We start from the raw sequence: 20,102 nt of genomic DNA, 5'->3' as shown, positions 1-20,102 counted from the left end.
GAATTTGCCCCCGACACGTGTCGGCCGGTTTGGGCGGTTACGGTTGGATCGATAGTGGTGTCTCCAACCAATGCTCTTCCAAATTGGGAGTGTCTCCAATTCGGTCGATTACAGCAAACAATCCGGGCGCATGTAGCGGGGTTAGAACCCCATGCCAGACGTTGCGATGATAATTTACGCCTTGGCCCGCCGCAGTGATGAAGGCTTGGACATCATCAGGACGACCATCCTTGTCAGATGCGACGATCACCAAAAACGGATGCTCGGTCATTGGCACAAAGGCTTGGCTGCCTTCGGGGTGCCGCTCCATCAGATCAAGCGTAAAGGGCAAGCTGCGGGGTTCTGCGTCAAATAGGCTGATCCCCGCGCGACCATCGGGGCCAAAGTCCATCTCGGCCTGATCGTGGAACCGCCCGCACAAACCTTGGTTGATGATCTTGTCAGGGCTGCCCGCGCATTCAAGAACCTCCCCGAACGGGGCAAAGGCGTCGCGGGTCAGAGGTTGGCACTGGATCATTTCAGCACCAAATCAGGATGCCGGTTTACATCCTTATACAACAGATAGCGAAACGGTTCGTCGCTGGTCGCAACACAGGCCTGCGGACAGTAAGCACGCAACCACATAAAATCGCCCGGACCGACCTCGACCCAGTCTGTGTTCAGCAGGTACCGTGCGGTGCCCTGCAAAACATAAAGCCCGTGTTCCATGATGTGGGTCTCGGCAAATGGGATCAGTCCGCCCTGTTCAAAGGTCACGATATTGACGTGCATGTCGTGGCGCAGGTCATCTGGATCGGCAAAGCGCGTGGTCGCCCATTTGCCTGTATCTGGCATAGGTGTCGGCGGTGTGTCTGCATCCGACGTGATAATCGCATCGGGTTCAGTGACACCAACAGCCGGTTGCCACCGTTTGCGAACCCAGTGAAATTGAAGCGGCTCTGCGGCGTTGTTTTTGACAGACCAGACCGCGCTGGGCGGGACATAGGCATAGCCACCCGCGGTTAACATGTGCGCGGTGCCATCAATGACTAGGGTCATCTCGCCTGTCGCGATAAAGATGCCAGCCTCGGCGCCTGCGTCCGGTTCAGGTGCGTCACTGCCGCCGCCTGGTGCGACTTCTACCGCGTATTGGGCAAAGGTTTCGGCAAACCCTGTCATCGGTCGTGCAATGATCCACGCGCGTGTGTCGGTCCAGCCGGGCAGCACGCTGGTCACGATATCGCGCATCGTGTTTGCGGGGATAAATGCATAGGCGGTCGTGAACACGGCTTTACCGTCGGGCATCACATGCTGGCCGGGTAGACCGCCGGGTGGGAACGCATAAGTCATGGAAGCAGATCCTTGAGACGGTGCAGACCAATACGGGTCACTTGATAACAGGCTTGGTCAAACTCGACCGCCGTATCGTTGTCGATGCGGGTGTGGAACGCCTTCATGATCGACGCTTTGGTATGGTCGCGCACTGCAATGATGAACGGGAACCCATGCTTGGCGACATAGGTAGCGTTCAGCTCTTGGAATGTTGTGCGTTCTTCATCCGTCAGGGCATCCAGCCCTGCGCTGGCCTGTTCTGTCGTGCTCTCGGCTGTCAGCCGTTTCGCCTCGGCCAATTTGCCCGCCAAATCCGGGTGTGCGGTCAGAACTGCCAAACGTTTGTCGTGATCCGAGCCGCGAAACACTGTCGCCATCGCCCCAGCGAGACCCGCGGCTGTGTCATGCACTTGACCGAGTTCACTGGCATAGGCGGCCTGTGCCACCCACGGGGAATGCTCGTAAATGCTGCCGTACGCCGCCACGAATGCGTCTTCTTGCATCTCAGAGGGGCGACCGTAATGAACGGGTGGGTGGGTCTTGGCCCAATGCTCGGCGATCTCTTGGCGCGTGGCGAACCAAACCCCGTCGTGGCCGCTTGCGTGCTCTAGGAACCGTTTGAGCGCTTGGACACGGCCGGGCCGCCCTATCAGGCGGCAATGCAGCCCGATCGACATCATTTTGGGTGCGTCATCGCCTTCGGAATATAGCGCATCAAAGGTATCACGCAGATACGCCTCGAATTGATCACCAGAGTTGAAGCCTTGTGGCGTGGCAAACCGCATGTCGTTGCAGTCCAACGTATAGGGCACGACCAATTGGTCTTGGTCGCCATGACGTGTCCAGTAGGGCAGATCATCGGCATAGCTGTCTGCGCACCAATCAAATCCGCCTTCTTCTGCGACCAGCCGCAGCGTGTTTTCTGAACAGCGCCCCGTGTACCAACCGGTCGGACGCTTGCCTGTGACTTGGGTATGCAGCTCGACGGCGCGTTTGATATGCGCACGCTCGTCTTCGGGCGCGTAATCTTTGTATTCGATCCACTTCAATCCGTGGCTGGCGATGTCCCAACCTGCGTCTTGCATTGCAGCGACTTGTTCGGGGGATCGGGCGAGCGCCTCGGCGACGCCATAAACGGTCACAGGTGTATTCTGCAGCAAACGGTGCAAACGCCAGAAACCTGCGCGCGCGCCGTATTCATAGATGGATTCCATGTTCCAGTGCCGCTGATCCGGCCACGCCGCAGCGCCGACGATTTCGGACAAAAACGCCTCGGACGCTGCATCGCCGTGCAAAACGTTGTTCTCGCCACCTTCTTCGTAGTTGATGACGATTTGAACAGCAATTTTGGCGCCGTTTGGCCAGCTGGCATGCGGCGGCTTGGCCCCATGCCCAATCATATCGCGTGGATAGCGTTTCATTTTAGCTCTGTCCCAGTTCCCGCAAGAAGTTTACATCAAAACGACAGAGGCGACGCATAAAAAATGAGCGCAGCCCAGATTTTGTGGCCAACAGGTCGAATTTGGGACATGGATGGCGCAAATAGACGCTAGGGTCAGGCGAGGGAGAACACGAGATGGCACAAGGCTATTTGACGACACATGTTTTGGACACCGCGCGGGGTATTCCGGCAGCGGGATTGAGAATCGAACTCTTTTCTCTAAGCCGTGGCGCACGCACGTCCATTCGCAGTTTGGTCACCAATGATGATGGGCGAACCGACAGCCACATCCTGCCTGCTGATGAATTTGACACTGGCGAATATGAACTGGTTTTTCATGCGGGCGACTATCTTGATGCCACCGGCACACCTGCCGAAGACCCGCGTTTTCTGAACGTTATCCCAATTCGTTTCGGGATTTCGGATATCGACAGCCATTACCATGTGCCGTTGTTGCTCTCGCCGTTCGGCTATTCAACGTATCGCGGCAGCTAAGGAGACCAGCAGATGTTTGACGCAGCACTCTTGATGGAATGGCTCGAATTCGCCGTGCGGTGGCTACATGTCATCACCGCGGTCGCATGGATCGGGTCGTCGTTCTATTTCATTGCATTGGATTTGGGTTTGCACCGTGATCGCAACCTTGCCTCTGGTGCGGATGGCGAAGAATGGCAGGTCCATGGTGGTGGTTTTTACCACGTCCAGAAATACCTCGTCGCACCCGAGAAAATGCCTGACGATCTAGTTTGGTTCAAATGGGAGAGCTATTCCACATGGCTCTCGGGTTTTGCGATGCTCATCCTCGTTTACTACCTCGGGGCTGAATTCTATTTGATCGATCCAAACGTCCTCGACATCTCGGCATGGCAGGGGGTTTTGATCTCACTGGCATCGCTGGCCTTTGGCTGGGTGGTGTATGATCAGATCTGTAAATCCAAGTTTGGCGACGACAACACACGTTTGATGTTGCTGCTCTATGTGATCCTCGTTGCGATGGCGTATTTCTACACATCCGTGTTTTCGGGTCGCGCAGCCTTGCTTCATCTGGGTGCGTTCACTGCGTCCATCATGTCGGCCAACGTGTTCTTTATCATCATGCCGAACCAGCGGATCGTCGTTGCCGATCTTAAGGCGGGCCGGACCCCTGATGCGAAATACGGAAAGATCGCCAAACAGCGCAGCACTCATAACAACTATCTGACGCTGCCCGTGATTTTCCTGATGCTGTCCAACCACTATCCCCTGTCGTTCGGCACTGAATACAACTGGATCATCGCCAGCCTTGTCTTTTTGATGGGTGTTACGATCCGGCATTATTTCAACACGATGCATGCGCGTCAGGGCGACGCTCATTGGACATGGGGTGCGACGATTGTCATCTTCTTGATCATCGCGTGGTTGTCGTCTTTGTCGCCGTCCACCCGTTCGGATGTGGCTATGGCCACACCCGGTGTTGAGCGGTTGATGGCGTCTGATGGTTTTGACGAAGTGCACGGAATTGTTCGGGGACGTTGTGCGATGTGCCATGCCCAAGAACCCGTTTGGGAAGGCCTGTATTGGGCCCCCAAAGGTGTGCTGCTGGAAACACCTGAGCAGGTCGCCGCCGCCGCGAAATCGGTCTATTTCCAAGCGGGCCTGAGCCATGCAATGCCGCCCGCGAACCTGTCGCGGATCACCCAAGACGAACGGGATGTGATCGTCGCGTGGTACCGCGCAGCGCGCTAGTCTTCCTTGGCAAAGGTATAGCGGGACAACTGCAAATACGGCTCACCTGCACCTAGGTCGATGCTGGGAAACGACCGGTGGTTCGGTGCATCTGGCCAGCTCTGAGGCTCAATCGCGAGGGCCGCTTTGTTGACGAACCCGTGGTTGTCGGTGTCACGCCCGTCATAGATTTGCAGCCCGCATTCCGTGGTCGACACGGTCATGCTGACACCGGATTGCCCGCGCAGCCACGCCACATCGCGCAGCGTTTGGCGACGATCCGACAAAACCCAATTGTGATCAAAGTGATGCGTATCGGGCACCAATCGCGTCTCTTGGCGTAGGTCAAAAATGGTCCCATCGACCGGTGCAATCTCACCTGTCGGTATGCCTTCGTCCGTGGTGGGCAGCATCGCATCAGCCGCAACCTGCATGCTGTGCCCCTCGAACGGCCCATGACCGTTCAGGTTCCAATACCCATGATGGGCGATGTTCATCACTGTCTGTTCGTCACTGATGGCCTTGATTGTCATGGTCAGTGTGGCGTCTTCGATCTGGTAGATCACCGCAAATTCGCGGTTGCCCGGTAGACCACAAACGCCGTCGCCCAATCGCAGTTTAAGCGTGACGGAATGATCCGAATAGTCGGCGATGTCCCAGACCTGTTTGTGCAATCCACGCGAACCACTGTGCAGGCTGTGACGGCGATCTTGGTTCGCCTCTAGCCGGTGCTCTAACCCGTCAATTTCAACTTTGGCACCCGCGATACGGTTCACGATGGGCCCGATCACAGTGCCATAGTACTGCATCTTGTCCTCGTAGTCGGCCAAGGATTGCGTGCCCAGTGTCAGGTTGTGATCAACCCCGTTCATATGAACCGATTGCAGGATCGCCCCATAGGTCAGGACGGAAATCCGCAAGGTTCCATTGTCGAGGGTGATCTGGCCCACGTCTTGGCCGTTCATCGTTGTTCCAAATGGGGTGAGCTGCATCAAAGTGACTCCCATAGAATATCCGCCGGCGGCACGGTGCGTCCCTGATAGGTGACGGGTTCAGGCGCATAGTTGATCCAGAACCGGTGGCTCGCACAGTCTCTGATCCGCAAACCGTCCGGTAAATCGTGCGCATCGACCCCTTGGGCAATGGCCGCGTCACGGACAATCTGGAAATAGGTGTCTTGGTCCGGCCAGCCCGCGAGATAGCACAGGTTGCCATGCTGCATGATGGCCGATTTTCCGTCTGTCGTTTCGTGGGTGACGTCCGCACCACCTTCGAGATGTTCGAACCAATGCACCATATGTCCGCCGCTTTTGAGCGGGATCGCTTCGGTTGGTGGCAGGCTTTCGGCCAGCGCGACGGTCACATCCAGTCCGGCCAAATTTGGACCCATCGGAGATGTGATCGATAGCTCGTCGGTTTTGGTGCCACTTCGTGGGCCGATCAACGCGGTCGCCTTGGTGTGCGCCAGCGCGGTACGAAGCGTATCGTGTATCGTCATTAAACCCGGTGCAAGAACAACGCTGTAGCCGCTCAGGTCTGTGGTGTCTGGTGGCAATATATCGACCGACAGACCTGCACGCCGCGCCGCACGGTAGGCGGCAAAGGCCAATCGAAATCCGTCAAAATCTGCCCCTTGGGGTTGGGCGTTCCAGCCCCAACAGCTTTCGTAGTCAAAGATCAACGCGGCTTGGGCCTGGCCCTCGGACACATCCGGCAGGGTTTCTATTTCACGGGCGACCTGTGCGGCTTCTGCCAATGCGGGGGCCGCTTCGCTGTCAGGACGCAATAGACCTGCATGCATCTGCTCTTGGGCAAACGGCGCCTGACGCCAGCGGAAATAGCATACGGTTTCGGCCCCGTGGGCAAAGGCCTCCCATGCCCAAAGGCGGGCCATGCCCGGCAGTGGGGCAGGGTTGTAAGGTGCCCAATTCACCGGACCGGGTTGTTGCTCCATGATCCACCAACGGCCTTTGCCAACTGTGCGGTATAGATCGTGGTGAAATGCCTGCAGGTCAGGATCGCCTTGGCGCAGATAGCGTTGCTTGTGCTCTGGTGTCGCCTCCAACCGGTCACTGAGGAACCCGATCGGGTAGCTGTCCCACGATGCGATATCCAGATCGGCACCGACCTTGTAATGATCAAACGACGTCTCGCGCCCCATGTAGTTGTGGATCAATGGCGCGTCCGTGTTGGCACGCAAAACATTGGCCTGAACCTTGTTGAACGCGACGACCTGATCGGACGAATACCGCGCAAATGCCAACAAATGCGGATGGTTGGGTTCGGTCACGGTCAGGTTTGGCAAATCAATCTGATCAAACGTGCCGTATTCCATCGACCAAAACACATTGCCCCATGCCCTATTTAGCGCATCGGTCGATTGATAGCGCTGTGCCAGCCAATCGCGAAATCCTGTGCGCGCCGCCTCTGAGTAGGACAGCGTGGTGTCATGGCAGGCGTATTCGTTGTCAGTCTGCCACGCGGCGATATGTGGATTGCGGCCATAGCGCTGTGCCATCAGTTGGGTGATGCGGCGGCTCTCTTCGCGGTAGCCAAGGTGGCTAAAGCAATAGTGCCTGCGCGATCCGAATTTGCGGGCATGACCATTGTCATCCACCGCCAACATGTCGGGGTGTTTGTCCAGCATCCAGCGGGGCGGTGTCGCAGTCGGAGTGCCCATGATGATTTGCAAACCTGCACGTCCAAGAACGTCGACCGCACGGTCCAACCAATCCCATTTAAGCTGTCCAGGTTTGGGTTCAATCCGGCTCCATGCAAATTCGCCGATGCGAACCCATGACAGGCCAGTCTCGACCATACGCTTGGCGTCTTCGGCCCACTGATCTTCGGGCCAATGTTCGGGGTAATAACAGACGCCTAGCGTTCGTTTCATAGCGGTCTACCTAAAGATTTTTGGACCCCTACAGGATCACTTGGTGTTCTTTTTGCCCCTTGGCGACATCGGTTTGGACCCATGTTTTGCCTTGGTCTACACCCTCAATGCCACCTTCGGCGGCTGAGGTGCAATAAAGCGTTGTGAAATCATCACCGCCAAAGGCTGGGCATGATGTTTGATCCGCGCCAAACGAGATTGCGCGCTGGAATGTGCCATTGGTGTCATAACAGGCGACGCGCCCCGCGCCCCATTGAGCGTTCCAAAAACAGCCAGCCGCATCGATCACAGCCCCGTCAGCGCCAAACTTCTCGCCCCTTAAATCGAGCCAAACCTCGGCATCGCCTTTGGGCCATCCGTCTTTTTGATCGAGCGGTTGCCGCATGACCCTGCCATCAAGGGTGTCCGTGAAATAGGCATAGAGGGCGTCAGGTGAAAAGCAGATCGCATTGCTGATCGTTATGTTTCCATAGAGCTGACGCAGCTCACCGCGGTAATACCGGTAGATCGCTCCAACTTTGGCTTCGGCGGATTTACCCATGGTTCCGATCCAGAACCCGCCAAAGGGGTCTACCCGACCGTCATTTGACCGTGTCAGAGGGTTGTCTGCATCAAAAGGCATCAGATGTGTATGTGTCTTGGTTGTGACGTCGAGAAGGCGCAGATCTGTTTCGGTCGCAACCAATAGCTGCGCGTCATCAATCCAGCCTGCCGCCGAGGCGTAGCCATCAAACGCAACCGAATGGCGGGTGTCGCCAGCGCGCCAGAACAGGGTCTTGCCCAAGATGTCGAACCAGAACAATTGATTGCGGGTCGGATGCCACAGTGGGCCTTCGCCCAATTGGCAGACCGTATCGTCAAAAATCATTGGGTGGCCGCGTCATAGGCCGCGACAATGTCGGCCGCTGTCTGTGCAACTTCGTCAACCGTGCGACCGGGTTTGTAGATCGCCGAGCCTATGCCAAAGCCGTCAGCGCTGGCGTTCATCCATTCGGCAAAGTTATCTGCGCCTGCGCCACCAACGGCGTAGACCTGAGTGCCTTTGGGCAACACGGCTCGCAGGGCTTTCAAGCCCTGTGGTCCCATCATCTCGGCTGGAAAAATCTTGAGCCCGTCAGCCCCGTTCTTGAGCGCGGCAAACGCTTCGGTCGGGGTGAAAACACCGGGCCAACTGTTCATGCCCAACGCTTTGGTCTTGGCGATCACATCCGCGTCCATATTGGGTGAGACAATCAATGTGCCGCCGGCAGCGTAGACCGCTTGCACGTCTTCGACAGTCAGGACAGTCCCGGCGCCAATTTCGGCACGGTGCCCGTGGGCCGCGACCATCGCCGCAATCGATGAAAACGGATCAGGGGAATTCAACGGCACCTCGATACGGGTAATACCCGCGTCAATAATAGCACCGCACATGTCGGTGGCCTCGGATGGGGTCACGCCGCGCAAAATTGCAATCAGGGATCTCATGGGGCTCTCCTACGAGGCAGCATTCAATTGGGAATAAGCGCGGTTTAGACCCGCCAAAACAAAGCGGCTGCCGTCAGCGAGGGTCGCGGGCACGCCTTGGGCCGACAACGCCTGACCATAAAGGCGCGAAATCTCGCCCGCGCCAATGATCGCTACGTTCTGACCGAGCCAATAGGGGCGCGCTGCGGCCAGTTCGGCACCGACCAATAGCCCAGAGAGACGAGATCGCGCTGCAGTGCCAGCAAGGTCAGTCAACAAATCTTCGGCGCGCAACGAAAACAGACGGGCGGCCAACCGCTCGGGCTTGGCCATCGCATCATCAACTGCCGCGAGGTAGGCGTAATTATCCCAGCCCACGGGCGAGATTGTATGGCGCAAGACGGTTTTGTCGCTGATGACCGAAAATAGCTCACCAGTCATGAAGGTCTGGAAAGAGACGATCTCTCCGGCGCTGACTTGGACCCACTTGGTGTGTGTGCCGGGCAGGCAAATGACACCGTCCCAGTTTTCATTCAACGCAAGAAAACCTGCGATCTGTGTTTCTTCGCCGCGCATCACGTCACTTGGGGTGTTCTGCTTGATGCCGGGTATCACGCGCACATCCAAGAGATCTGATTTGGTCGGCGCGGACACCAGACCCTCGGGGCAGACAGGGCAGGGTACTGTGGCATAGGGGGCCTCAACCCAACCTTGGCGTGATCCGACCATGCCGCAGCACAAAACGGTCAGTACACGGTCCGTCATCCACGGGCCGATGACCTCTAGCAATGCATCTTCGAATTGATCAGGGGCCAAGACGCCCATGCCGTTCTTGGATGCAGCCGCGGCGCGCTCGGTTCCAGAGGCCGACATGCACCACGCGCGCATGTTTGACGTGCCCCAATCAACGGCGACCCAATCTGCGGTGATTATATTTGCATCCATGACCAAACTCCGATCAACCGGTTACGACAACGCCGCCATCAATGACAAGAGCTTGGCCTGTCATGGCTTTGGACGTTTTCGAGGCGAGAAACAGAACTCCATCAATCATATCTTGGGGATCAAGCGGCTTTTTGAGGCACTGGCGATCTAGATGAGCGGCCAAGCCGTCTTCTGTCACCCACATGTCCTTTTGCTTTTGCGTGAGCACCCAACCGGGGGCAAGCGCGTTGACACGTATATTGTCTGGCCCAAATTCACGTGCCAACGACCGTGTCATCCCGTTGATGCCTGAATTCGCTGTTGTGTAGAGAGGGTAGCCCGCGTTGCCCATCATATAGCTGATGGACGAGAAATTGATGATCGATCCATGACCGGCCTTTTGCATCTGTGGCAAAACGGCTTGGCAGGCAAAGAAGTAGGCCTTGAGATTGATGGCCATCATCCAGTCCCAAAAGTCGCTGTCGACGTCCTCGGTGCTGTGACGTTTGTCGTTTGCAGCATTGTTGACCAAAGCCGTGATAGGACCATGCAGATCGGCGGCCTCGTTGATGGTGTCGTGCAAACGGTCCACGTCTGTGATGTCGCACTGCATGAAATGCGGACGACGACCGTGCTTGGCCTCCATCTCGTCACAGAATTCGGTGGCATCTGACCGACCAACAAACGCAACGTTGGCGCCTTGTTCTAGAAAGCCGTCAGTCAGGCTCGCCCCAATGCCCGACCCGCCGCCGGTGATATAGACCGAGGCGCCGTCGAGGTCATGAAATGTTGCGGTCTTGGTCATCGGATGGCTCCTGTTGGATGCATCATAGCTGCTCTCCTTGGAGAACCCACATGGTTTCTGGGAACGACCACGGCAAGGTAACCCCTTGCGTCATCAGCCACGCGCCCGAGACCTCGATCGGTCCTTCCTTGAGCGCTGGAGTGCTGCGCGATAGCGCCGGTGGTGCGATATTGTCGCGGTTCACCAATGTCACGCGGTACCGCGCGTCAGCATCAAGTCCGGTCAGTCGCAGGGGCCGTGGTACAATTTGCGCCGAGGTCGCAGCCTTGCCCGCAAAGACCACAAATTTGCTGCCGTCTCGTGCGGATTGTTGTTCGGCGATAACGGCGGGATCGGCTGAATCGAGCCGCAGAATATCCGCAGGGATCATCCAGTCGCGGTTGTGCTTCCACCAGCTTGTGACTTCGCGCAGCACGGATTCTTCGCGCTCGTCCAATTCACGCGGATCCATTTCAAAACCCATGTGTCGCTGTGCGGCGACCCAAGCGCGGAAACTGATGCCGAGTGTGCGACCAGACGTATGGCATTTGCGTGGACCGACGTGACTGCCAGTCACAGCCAGCGGCAGGAACAACGCCGCGTTGTGCTGCATCTTAAGCCGCTCTAGCGCGTCGTTGCTGTCGGACAGCCACACCCGTTGGGTGCGTTGCAGAATACCGAAATCAATGCGCCCACCGCCTGATGCGCAGCTTTCGATTTCCACATTTGGGAAATCAGCACGCAACCGGTCAATCAGGGCATAGGACCCACGTGTTTGCGCCGCATCGGGCACAGGCAGAACGCGGTTATGATCCCATTTGATATAGTCGATCTCGTGCGCTGACAGGATCGCGGCCATCCGGTCGTAAATAAAATCACGAACCTCTGGCATCGCCATGTTCAGCGCCTTTTGCTGACGCCCTAGCGTTTGATCCTCTGACCCCAGCGCCCAATCGGGATGTGCACGGTGCAGGTTGGATTCAGGATTAATCATTTCTGGCTCAAACCAGATGCCAAAGGTCATGCCCTCGGCATGCACGTGGTCGATCAGTGGGCCCAAACCGTCGGGATATTTGCGCGGGTCGACTTCCCAATCCGACAACGATGTCGTGTCGTCATCGCGTCTGCCAAACCATCCATCATCCAAGACGAACCGTTCCGCACCCAGATTGGCCGCGCGGCTTGCGATGTCCTTTAGGATTGGCAGCTTGTGATCGAAATAGACTGCTTCCCAGCAGTTATAATGCACAGGGCGCGGTGTGTCCGGCTTGGGCCATGTCACGATCCGGTCGCGCAGGTGGCGTTGGAACGCCGTGGCGCAGCCGTTCAGACCAGTGCCGGAATAGGTGATATACAAAGGCGCCGTTTTAAACTCGTTCGCGGGTGCCGTTTCCATACCTGCGGCATGACCCCATTGAATTTGTCGCCGGCCATCAGGCAGCTCTTCTGCAATCATCTTGTGACCGCCGGACCAACCATAGTGAAATGCGTAGGCCTCGCCTTGGGTGTTGGTGGCGCCCGTGCAGGGAACGATCAAACCCGGGAAATGTTCGTGACCCGTGCGCCCCGTGCGGTTTTCGCGAAACCGCATGCCGGATGACCAAGCTGTCCGGTTGATTTGGAATTCTCCGCACCACCGGCCAGACACATCGATCATTTCGTCTGATTGCTGTGGCCCCGGCAAAACCGGAGCCGCGAGCCAATGCAAATGCACAGGCCGCGTGGCGCGCAACGTTGTTTCACAGATGATGATGTGGGTCTCTGGATCGGACGCAAAATGTGTGACCAAGGTCAACCCATTGGCTTCGTCATCAAAGGTCAACGTCAGATCGCTGCCATTCTCGGCCTTTGTGAAACAGAACTTGGGCAGCAATGGCGTGCCGTCCGTATCCCGTACGATCAATCCGGGTTGACCAGGAAAGGTGCGGCTGGCCTCTGGGCAAATGCTCAGATCGGGGTTTGCATCCAACATGCCGCCCGTCACATCCAAAGCGTGAGCTGCATGCACCGTGTCTAGGTTTTCGCCCTGCGGAAGCGGGGCGCCCCAGTAAACTACTTCGGGCAAACGGTCCCCACGGGCCCCCAACACAAGTGTCTGGCGGCCACAATCCAATCTCCAAGTTTTCATTACTTCACAGCGCCCAGTGTTAGTCCGGCAATAAAATGCTTTTGCATCAAGAAGAACATCGCAACAGGGGGCAGGGCCGCCACAATCGAGCCTGCGCTCATCAAGTGGTAGGCTGCACGATACTGCGAGTTAAACTCGGTGATGCCAGCGGTGACAGGCTGGGCGCCCGGTCCTTGGGTTAGGACAACGGCCCAGAAATAGTCGTTCCAGATAAAGGTAAAGATCAGCACGGCAAGTGCGGCTAAAGCTGGCTTCATCAATGGAAGAACAACATACCAGAAAATGCGCCATTCTGCGATGCCTTCGACACGGGCTGCTTCGATCAACTGAAACGGCAGCGCGCGGATAAAGTTACGCATGAACAACGTGCAGAACCCTGTCTGAAACGCCACGTGGAACAGAACGAGGCCCAGTTTGGTGTCATAAAGGTTCAGGTTGATGGTCAGGTCACGAACCGGAACCATTAGAATTTGGAACGGCACAAAGTTACCCGCAATGAACATAAAGAAGATCAGCAGGTTGCCTTTGAAGCGGTACACGCCCAGCGCAAAGCCCGCCATGCAGGACAACGCGACGGCGCCGATCACGGTGGGGATTGTGATGAACAGCGAGTTCATCAAATACCGCGGCATGTTTGATTCAAAGAAGACTTTGCCGTAGTTGCTGAAGAACTCAAAAGACGAGGGCAGGCCCCAGTAATTGCCGTTTGTGAAATCGGCATCGGGTTTAATGCTGAACATCGCCACAGCGATCAATGGCAGCAGCCAAATGACCAACATGATTGGGAGCAATGTCTGATAGCCAATTTGCCATTCGCGCGAGGTCTTTGCGATCGGGGTCGGAAACATCTTAGTTAGCTCCCTTTTCGTCGCGCCACATCGAGTACAAGAAGTAGACGATGAAGCCGAGCATGATGAAGAAAAGAACGACGGCGATAGCTGCGCCATATCCCATGCGGAAACCGAACTCTGAGAGCGATTCCTCGAACATGTAGAATGACAGGACACGTGTCGATCCGAATGGTCCGCCATTGGTCATTACGCTGATTAAATCGAACGAGCGCAACGCGCCAATGATGGTCACAACAAACGCGATGAAGGTTGCAGGCTTGAGTTGGGGCAGAATGACATACCACAGCATCTTGGAACCTTTGGCCCCGTCGAGACGCGCGGCTTCTACTTGCTCTGGGTCAACTGCGTTCAATCCGGTTAGGTAGAGGATCATGCAATAGGCAGTCTGCGGCCACAGACCCGCAGCGATAATGCCATAGGTCGCCATGGTGGGGTCGCCGAGGATGTTGACCGGCTCTGCGCCAAATACCGCAAGAACTGCATTCAACAGACCTTCGCGTGGGAGGTAGAGCCACGAGAATACGAGACCCACAACAACCTGAGAAATCACAAAGGGGAAAAAAAACAGCGATTTATAGAGCCGGATGCCACGGACTGTCTGGTTCAGGAACAGCGCGATGAACAAACCCATCGGGATCGCGAGCAGATACAGCACCAGCCATTTGAGGTTGTTCCAGAACGATGTCTCGAACTTGCGATCCATTCTTTGATCACCCAGACCCAAGAGCCGCTCGTAATTGGCCATACCAACCCATGTCTTTTCTCCCAGACCGTCCCATTGGTGGAACGAAATCCAGAAACTCTGGCAAATCGGCATGATGACGTAGGCCGCAAAGAACAACATTGCAGGCAGCAAAAACAGCCACGGCGTAATCGCAATCTCGTTACGATTGTACCATCCGCGGTTCGCGGTGGACGCATTCGTTGTGACAGATGACATGTTTGCCTCCCTTGCGGTCAACACATTCGAAAACTCTGCCCGAGCTTGCGGATGGGTTGAGCGGAAAACGCGCCCCTCGATGATATCACCGAGGGGCGCGCAATGTCATACCTTACTGGTAGATACGATCACGTGCTTCTTCCAGACGCTCAAGGATATCATCGAGGTTGTCTGGGAAGACCATGAATTCTTGCAGGCCTTCCATACCAACCGATGCCATTTCCGCAGGGAAATCACGGTCGAAGAACTGAGCAACGCCACCTTGTGCGTTTGTCGACAGCATCTCAAAGCCCTGCTCAAGGAATTCGTCTGCGTCAACGCTCGAATCAGCGTTCACAGGCAACTGACCCAGAGCATCGCCTGAGTTGATTGCCGTCTGAACATCAGCCGACGCTACGAATGAAAGGAACGCTCTTGCGTTGTCTTTGTTCTCCGCGCCTGACGGGATGTGGAACGTGTCGGTTGGCGCATCTTCGCCCTGCGGGACGTCGGCGATGGTTGGGAACTGATAAAAGTCAATCTGTGTATCGTCCAGACCAGCATCACGCAATGGTGCAACCACAAAGTTACCCATGAGGTAAGCTGTGGCTTCGCCGTCTGTCATGAAGGTCAGAGCTTCCTGCCAAGAGTACGACTGGTGGTCAGCAACGTAGCCGCCCATGTCGATGATTTTGCGCCAGTTTGCGAATGTTTCGCGAACTCGGTCGTCAGTCCAAGATACTTCACCGCGTGCCAGCTCCATGTGGAAGTCAAAGCCGTTCGTACGCATGTTGAGGTAGTCGAACCAACCGCCAGCAGTCCAAAGGAACTTGGTGCCGATTGCATAACAAGCGCGACCCGAGTCCACGATGACCTGACAGTTTGCCAGCTCTTCGTCGAATGTTGTCGGCTCGGTCAGACCGAGTTCGTTAAAGATGTCTTCGCGGTAGTACATGCCCCACTGGTAGTATGTGTAGGGGACGCCCCACTGCTTACCGTCGAGTGTCATCGCGCCTTTGACAGCGTCGAGACCTGGCAGGTCGCCGCCATCGTACATGTCAGACACGTCTTCAAACAGACCGGCCTCAACGTATGGACCCATGCGGTTCGCCGCATACCAGTTCACAACGTCAGGTGCGTTCGCGCCCAATACGTTACGGATCTGTGTCTTCCAAGCTTCACGGTCAACGATGGTCAACTCGATGTTCAGATCAGGGTTCATTTCCTGGAAATCTGCAACGAGGCCTTCCATCACTGCGCGCGGCGCAGGGTTCGACATGTCAGATGTGATCTTCAAGTCGCCAGTCAGCGGTGTCGCGTGACTAGCAGCAAATGCGGCTGTGCCCATAACGGCAGCAGTCGCCAACGACGCAACGGTCGTCTTAAAAATGGAACGCATTGGTGTCCTCCCTAGGTGCTTCCATAACATAAATCCGGTTCCAAATAATGAAACTTGGTTTTGGATATTGAAATCATAACCGCGACTCGCCTATGGTTGTCAACAGCGGGGATGCGAATTACGACCAGAAAACGCAATTTGCAGGATACCCCACAGAAAGGATTTCATATGGCTGGCTCTGGTGACGGAACAGTGGGCAAAGCATTGGATGTATTGGATCAAGTTGCTGCTTTCGGCCGCCCTGTGCGGTTCTCAGAATTGCTCGAAAGCTCGCCTTTTCCCAAGGCGACACTTTACCGATTCGTTCAGACCCTCACGAGTCAGCGAATGCTTAACTTTGACCCTGATCGGCAAACGTACGCACCGGGTGTGCGACTCGTTCGGCTTGCTCATGCGGCTTGGGACCAGTCATCGTTGGCCCCAGTAGCACGGCCCTACATCGAAGCGTTAAGCCAAGCGGTTGGCGAAACTGTGCACCTCGCACAGATGGATCACGCCCAAGTTTTGTACGTCGACAAACGCAACGCGCGCGAGCCTTTGGCGATGTATTCCCAAGCGGGCAAAGTTGGCCCCGCTTATTGCACAGGCGTTGGCAAAGCGATGATGGCCTTTATGGACGAGACTGCATTGGCACCTGTCATTGCGCAACAATCGTTTCACAAATTTACCGACAACACGCTGACAACCGAGGCGGACCTGCGCAACGAATTGGCCGAGATCCGCGAGCACGGGTATGGGTTTGACCGCGAAGAGCATGAGCCTGGCATCATTTGTGTCTCGATGCCGATCCTGACCCGCCGTGGCCGTGTTCTGGGCGCGCTGTCTGTGACCAGCTCAACGGGGCGCACCAACCTCGCAAGTCTTGAGAAACTGGTCCCGCAACTGCGAGAAGCCTCACAAAAGATTTCGGAAGAGGCCCAAGACTGGCGTTTTCCCGATCAGACAAAATCCAACGAAATCAGCACTTAACCCACAGGGGAGCCATCCATGTCTGGCGTAAAACTGAACCAACTCATTAAACGCTACGGCGATGTTCAGGTCATCCACGGGATTGACCTTGAGATCGAAGACGGCGAGTTCTGCGTTTTTGTCGGGCCATCGGGCTGCGGCAAATCCACCTTGTTGCGCATGGTCGCAGGCCTTGAGGAAACCACCGAAGGTCAGATCATGATTGGGCCACGGGACGTCACAACAATGGATCCCAGCCAGCGCGGTGTCGCGATGGTGTTCCAAACCTACGCGCTCTACCCGCACATGACGGTGAAAGAGAACATGGGCTTTGGTCTCAAGATGAATGGCCACCCCAAAGCGGTCATTGACGAAAAGGTCGCCGAGGCGACCCGCATTCTCAAACTCGAGGACTATTTGTCGCGTAAACCAGCGGCCCTGTCCGGTGGCCAACGCCAGCGGGTTTCGATTGGGCGCGCGATTGTCCGTGGCCCCGAAGTTTTCTTGTTCGACGAACCACTGTCTAACCTTGATGCCGAGCTACGTGTTGAAATGCGTGTCGAGATCGCGCGCCTGCACAAAGAGATTGGCGCAACCATGATCTATGTGACCCATGATCAGGTCGAGGCGATGACGCTCGCCGACAAAATCGTCGTGCTCAAGGGTGGCTATATCGCCCAGGTAGGTGCACCGATGGACCTGTACCGTGACCCTGACAACAAATTCGTGGCTGGTTTCATTGGGTCGCCTGCGATGAATTTCCTCGATGGCACCTCGACAGGGGCCAAGGCCGAAATTCCAGCATTGGGCAAAACGGTTCGGATGCCAAAAACGGACAAGGGACGCGCCGTGGTCATGGGGCTGCGACCCGAACACATCGGCGTCGATCCCAAGGGCAAGACCCACACGGTCGAGCTGATCGAATCGCTGGGTGGCGTATCTTACGCTTATCTCGTGTCTGAAACGGGTGAAAAACTGATCGTAGAAGAGCGTGGCGATGTCCGTTCTGCCGAAGGTGACAACGTTGGCCTGACCTTTGAGAACGAGCGTCTGTATTTCTTTGATGCCGACACCGAAGAGCGCATCCGCTAAACCTGCGTCTCAATGAACCAAGTGGGCGGTCCGATTGGGCCGCCCTTTTTGAGTCTACATCTCGTTGGAACGGGCAATCAAATCGACGCCCATTTGGTGAAACAGATCGCCATAATCCAGTGTCACCCAGTTTTCGATAATTCGCGCATCTTCGATACGGTAGAAATCCATCACTCTCAGTGTCAGGGGCTGACCCGTCGCTTTGACCCCTAGATAGTCGCCCTGAAAGGTCATGGTCATGGATGGCCAGCCTGACACGGCCGCGTAATTGCCATCGCCGATCCGGCAGAAGTGATTGCCGCCCTTACGATCTGGAAAGGCGCGCAAGAAATCGCTGCGGTGATCTTTGACGAACCCTTCCCACCGAAAGTTCGAACCGACACCCGCAGGCCCGTACCACATCATCATGTCGTGCCACGTCCCGTCTTGGCCTGTCTGTCCTTTGGATGCGCTGGTTTCGGGATCAAATACATGCAAATCGCCCAGCATCCGCTGGACAATGTTCAGGCTGGTTTCGCCATCGCCAACGGTTGGACATAGCCCGTCCTGTGTGGCTGGAGCGGGAAACATCACTTCGGTTCCGATACTGGGTAACGGCAACCGGCCGGTCTGGTGCATCAAGTCGGGCAAATCAAAGATGATTTTGGCCTCTGTAGTCTGACCATTTTCGATACGGTAGAATTCACCCGCACGCAAAAATGCGACCTTGTGGGACGGGGCCAGCCCAAACAAAGCGGCGTTGAAGTTGCCAACATAATGGGTGATCGCCGCACACCATTGCCCCCCTTGGTCGCGAGTATTGTCTCCACCGATAAACAGAATATCGCGCCGATGAACGTGATCTAGGGCCGTCCTAAGAGGTTCGATAAATCCGGATACGATCTGTGCGCGGCCGACCAGTTGATTCACTGGCCAAGCCAGATCCCAGTGCGAATCTGTTGACAGCATTTGGTCTGCAACGCTCGGATCTGACAAAAGAGCCGCCAAGGCACTTCGGGTTTTTGTCCTAAAATCATGCATTTGTTACCTGCCTTTGTTGAACTTTGAAAATTCTATGAAAAAACACTTGGCAAAGGGAGCCTTCCAAGTCTAGCTTTTTTGCACACGTTTGCAAAATCTGCAGGCGACGATTGTTGGGGGGATAAGACTTGGCCGAAATTCAGCTGCGCAATGTGTCAAAACGTTGGGGGTCATTTGTTGGGGTTGAAGATTTCAACCTGACGATCGAGGATCAGGAATTTCTTGTGCTGTTGGGCCCGTCGGGCTGTGGCAAGACGACGACCATGCGGATGATTGCCGGTCTTGAAGATGTCACCGAGGGCGACGTCATCGTGGACGGTGTTCGGGTGAATGATCTCGAACCCAAAGACCGCGACATCTCGATGGTGTTCCAGAGCTACGGCCTCTACCCAAACATGAACGTCTACGACAATATCAAGTTCCCTCTCAAAGTCCGCAAAGTTCCCGCGTCCGAGCACGACGAACGTGTGATGCGGGCAGCCGCAATGGTCGAGCTTGAACCCTTCTTGCACCGCAAACCAGCCGAGCTGTCTGGTGGTCAACGCCAGCGTGTGGCTTTGGCACGCGCGATTGTGCGTGAGCCGAACGTATTCTTGATGGACGAGCCGCTGTCGAACCTCGACGCCAAGTTGCGTGTCTCGACCCGTGCTCAGATCAAAAACCTCAGCCACGAACTGAAGGTCACAACCGTTTACGTCACCCATGACCAGATCGAAGCGATGACACTGGCCGACCGTGTGGTCATCATGAAGTCCGGTGTTGTCCAGCAGGTGGGCACACCCGTTGATATTTACGACGAGCCAGCGAACACTTTTGTCGCCAGCTTTATCGGCTCGCCTGCGATGAACCTGATGAACGGCACGCTCAATGGCGGCACCTTCACCGGTGACAATGTCGAGATCACGGGGCTGAACGGTCCTGACGGTCCGATCACGCTGGGGTTCCGTGCAGAAGACGCGGAGGTCGCGAGCAAAACCTCGCAGATCAATGCACCCGTCTACACCATGGAGCTGCTGGGCGACGCGACGATGATCACCGTCAAAGCAGGCGGTGCCATGGTCGCTGTCAAAGCACACAAAGAATACCGCGCCGAAATCGGAGAACCTGTGTCTCTGACGGTGCCAGGAGAAATCTGTCACTTGTTTGATGCTCAGACTGGGGACCGATTGGTGGGTTAAACCACCAAACAATGGTCTCGAAGAACGGGACTGAAAACCAACGGTGCGGGCTTGCAAGGCGCAT

The 20,102-nt window shown here is 56.0% G+C and carries 19 protein-coding genes; 5 read left to right on the top strand and 14 right to left on the bottom strand.

Features of this window, described 5'->3' with window-relative positions:
- Positions 1-37 precede the first annotated feature (37 nt).
- From TR2A62_RS09275 to puuE, 3 genes are read right to left on the bottom strand one after another with little or no spacing between them, the layout of a single operon-like run.
- A complete protein-coding gene (locus TR2A62_RS09275; RefSeq protein ID WP_009159077.1) occupies positions 38-517 on the bottom strand; it encodes an ureidoglycolate lyase in 480 nt (159 codons plus the stop codon).
- Entirely contained in the window at positions 514-1,329 is an 816-nt protein-coding gene (locus TR2A62_RS09270) for a bifunctional allantoicase/(S)-ureidoglycine aminohydrolase (protein WP_009159754.1), read from the bottom strand. Before TR2A62_RS09270 ends, TR2A62_RS09275 begins: the two co-directional genes overlap by 4 nt.
- Entirely contained in the window at positions 1,326-2,732 is a 1,407-nt protein-coding gene (gene puuE, locus TR2A62_RS09265) for an allantoinase PuuE (protein ID WP_009160726.1), read from the bottom strand. Before puuE ends, TR2A62_RS09270 begins: the two co-directional genes overlap by 4 nt.
- Positions 2,733-2,887: 155 nt before the next feature.
- Between puuE and uraH the strand changes: the two genes are divergently transcribed.
- Together uraH and TR2A62_RS09255 are read left to right on the top strand one after the other, a co-directional pair.
- Positions 2,888-3,247 carry a hydroxyisourate hydrolase gene (uraH, locus tag TR2A62_RS09260; protein WP_009158061.1) on the top strand — a complete coding sequence of 120 codons (360 nt, stop codon included), beginning with the start codon at positions 2,888-2,890 and terminating at the stop codon, positions 3,245-3,247.
- A 12-nt stretch (positions 3,248-3,259) separates the two neighbouring features.
- Positions 3,260-4,477, top strand: coding sequence for a urate hydroxylase PuuD (locus TR2A62_RS09255; RefSeq protein WP_009159337.1), 1,218 nt, complete (start codon positions 3,260-3,262; stop codon positions 4,475-4,477).
- Here TR2A62_RS09255 and TR2A62_RS09250 read toward each other — a convergent pair.
- The 10 genes from TR2A62_RS09250 to TR2A62_RS09205 form a co-directional block, all read right to left on the bottom strand.
- A complete protein-coding gene (locus tag TR2A62_RS09250; RefSeq protein ID WP_040820543.1) occupies positions 4,474-5,448 on the bottom strand; it encodes an aldose epimerase family protein in 975 nt (324 codons plus the stop codon). The two genes, TR2A62_RS09255 and TR2A62_RS09250, sit on opposite strands and share 4 nt — an antisense overlap.
- Positions 5,448-7,349, bottom strand: coding sequence for a beta-galactosidase (locus tag TR2A62_RS09245; protein WP_009160219.1), 1,902 nt, complete (start codon positions 7,347-7,349; stop codon positions 5,448-5,450). The genes TR2A62_RS09250 and TR2A62_RS09245 overlap by 1 nt, the downstream gene beginning before the upstream one ends.
- 28 nt (positions 7,350-7,377) lie before the next feature.
- Complete coding sequence (locus TR2A62_RS09240) at positions 7,378-8,217, bottom strand: SMP-30/gluconolactonase/LRE family protein (protein ID WP_009157512.1); 840 nt, start codon at positions 8,215-8,217, stop codon at positions 7,378-7,380.
- Positions 8,214-8,816 carry a 2-dehydro-3-deoxy-6-phosphogalactonate aldolase gene (locus tag TR2A62_RS09235; RefSeq protein WP_009158588.1) on the bottom strand — a complete coding sequence of 201 codons (603 nt, stop codon included), beginning with the start codon at positions 8,814-8,816 and terminating at the stop codon, positions 8,214-8,216. The genes TR2A62_RS09240 and TR2A62_RS09235 overlap by 4 nt, the downstream gene beginning before the upstream one ends.
- A 9-nt stretch (positions 8,817-8,825) precedes the next feature.
- Positions 8,826-9,740, bottom strand: coding sequence for a 2-dehydro-3-deoxygalactonokinase (locus TR2A62_RS09230; RefSeq protein WP_009157764.1), 915 nt, complete (start codon positions 9,738-9,740; stop codon positions 8,826-8,828).
- 13 nt (positions 9,741-9,753) lie between these two features.
- A complete protein-coding gene (locus tag TR2A62_RS09225; protein WP_009158772.1) occupies positions 9,754-10,524 on the bottom strand; it encodes an SDR family NAD(P)-dependent oxidoreductase in 771 nt (256 codons plus the stop codon).
- Between the two features lie 22 nt (positions 10,525-10,546).
- Positions 10,547-12,631, bottom strand: a complete 2,085-nt coding sequence (locus tag TR2A62_RS09220; RefSeq protein WP_009158452.1) for an alpha-galactosidase — start codon at positions 12,629-12,631, stop codon at positions 10,547-10,549.
- Complete coding sequence (locus TR2A62_RS09215) at positions 12,631-13,479, bottom strand: carbohydrate ABC transporter permease (protein ID WP_009159538.1); 849 nt, start codon at positions 13,477-13,479, stop codon at positions 12,631-12,633. The genes TR2A62_RS09220 and TR2A62_RS09215 overlap by 1 nt, the downstream gene beginning before the upstream one ends.
- 1 nt (position 13,480) lies before the next feature.
- Positions 13,481-14,422, bottom strand: coding sequence for a carbohydrate ABC transporter permease (locus tag TR2A62_RS09210; RefSeq protein WP_009160203.1), 942 nt, complete (start codon positions 14,420-14,422; stop codon positions 13,481-13,483).
- Positions 14,423-14,534: 112 nt separating this feature from the next.
- The gene (locus tag TR2A62_RS09205) at positions 14,535-15,800 is read right to left on the bottom strand and encodes an ABC transporter substrate-binding protein (RefSeq protein ID WP_009158010.1); all 1,266 of its coding nucleotides are present in this window, start codon (positions 15,798-15,800) and stop codon (positions 14,535-14,537) included.
- Positions 15,801-15,968: 168 nt separating this feature from the next.
- Here TR2A62_RS09205 and TR2A62_RS09200 point away from each other — a divergent pair, with 168 nt between their 5' ends.
- Both TR2A62_RS09200 and TR2A62_RS09195 read left to right on the top strand, forming a co-directional pair.
- Positions 15,969-16,769 (top strand): IclR family transcriptional regulator, encoded by an 801-nt coding sequence (locus tag TR2A62_RS09200; RefSeq protein WP_009159092.1) that lies wholly within the window; start codon positions 15,969-15,971, stop codon positions 16,767-16,769.
- 18 nt (positions 16,770-16,787) lie between these two features.
- Complete coding sequence (locus TR2A62_RS09195) at positions 16,788-17,840, top strand: ABC transporter ATP-binding protein (protein WP_009159948.1); 1,053 nt, start codon at positions 16,788-16,790, stop codon at positions 17,838-17,840.
- A gap of 54 nt (positions 17,841-17,894) precedes the next feature.
- Here the strand turns inward: TR2A62_RS09195 and TR2A62_RS09190 are convergent, their stop codons facing one another.
- A complete protein-coding gene (locus TR2A62_RS09190; protein WP_223296094.1) occupies positions 17,895-18,788 on the bottom strand; it encodes an ester cyclase in 894 nt (297 codons plus the stop codon).
- A 200-nt stretch (positions 18,789-18,988) separates the two neighbouring features.
- On the opposite strand from TR2A62_RS09190, the gene TR2A62_RS09185 reads away from it, so the two are divergent.
- Positions 18,989-20,038 (top strand): ABC transporter ATP-binding protein, encoded by a 1,050-nt coding sequence (locus tag TR2A62_RS09185; protein ID WP_009160369.1) that lies wholly within the window; start codon positions 18,989-18,991, stop codon positions 20,036-20,038.
- Positions 20,039-20,102: the final 64 nt, after the last annotated feature.

It is taken from the genome of Thalassobium sp. R2A62, from assembly GCF_000161835.1.
Lineage (GTDB): Bacteria > Pseudomonadota > Alphaproteobacteria > Rhodobacterales > Rhodobacteraceae > Thalassobium.
Note: the sequence above shows the minus strand (reverse complement) of the source record. Positions and strands in the feature narration are given on the sequence as shown.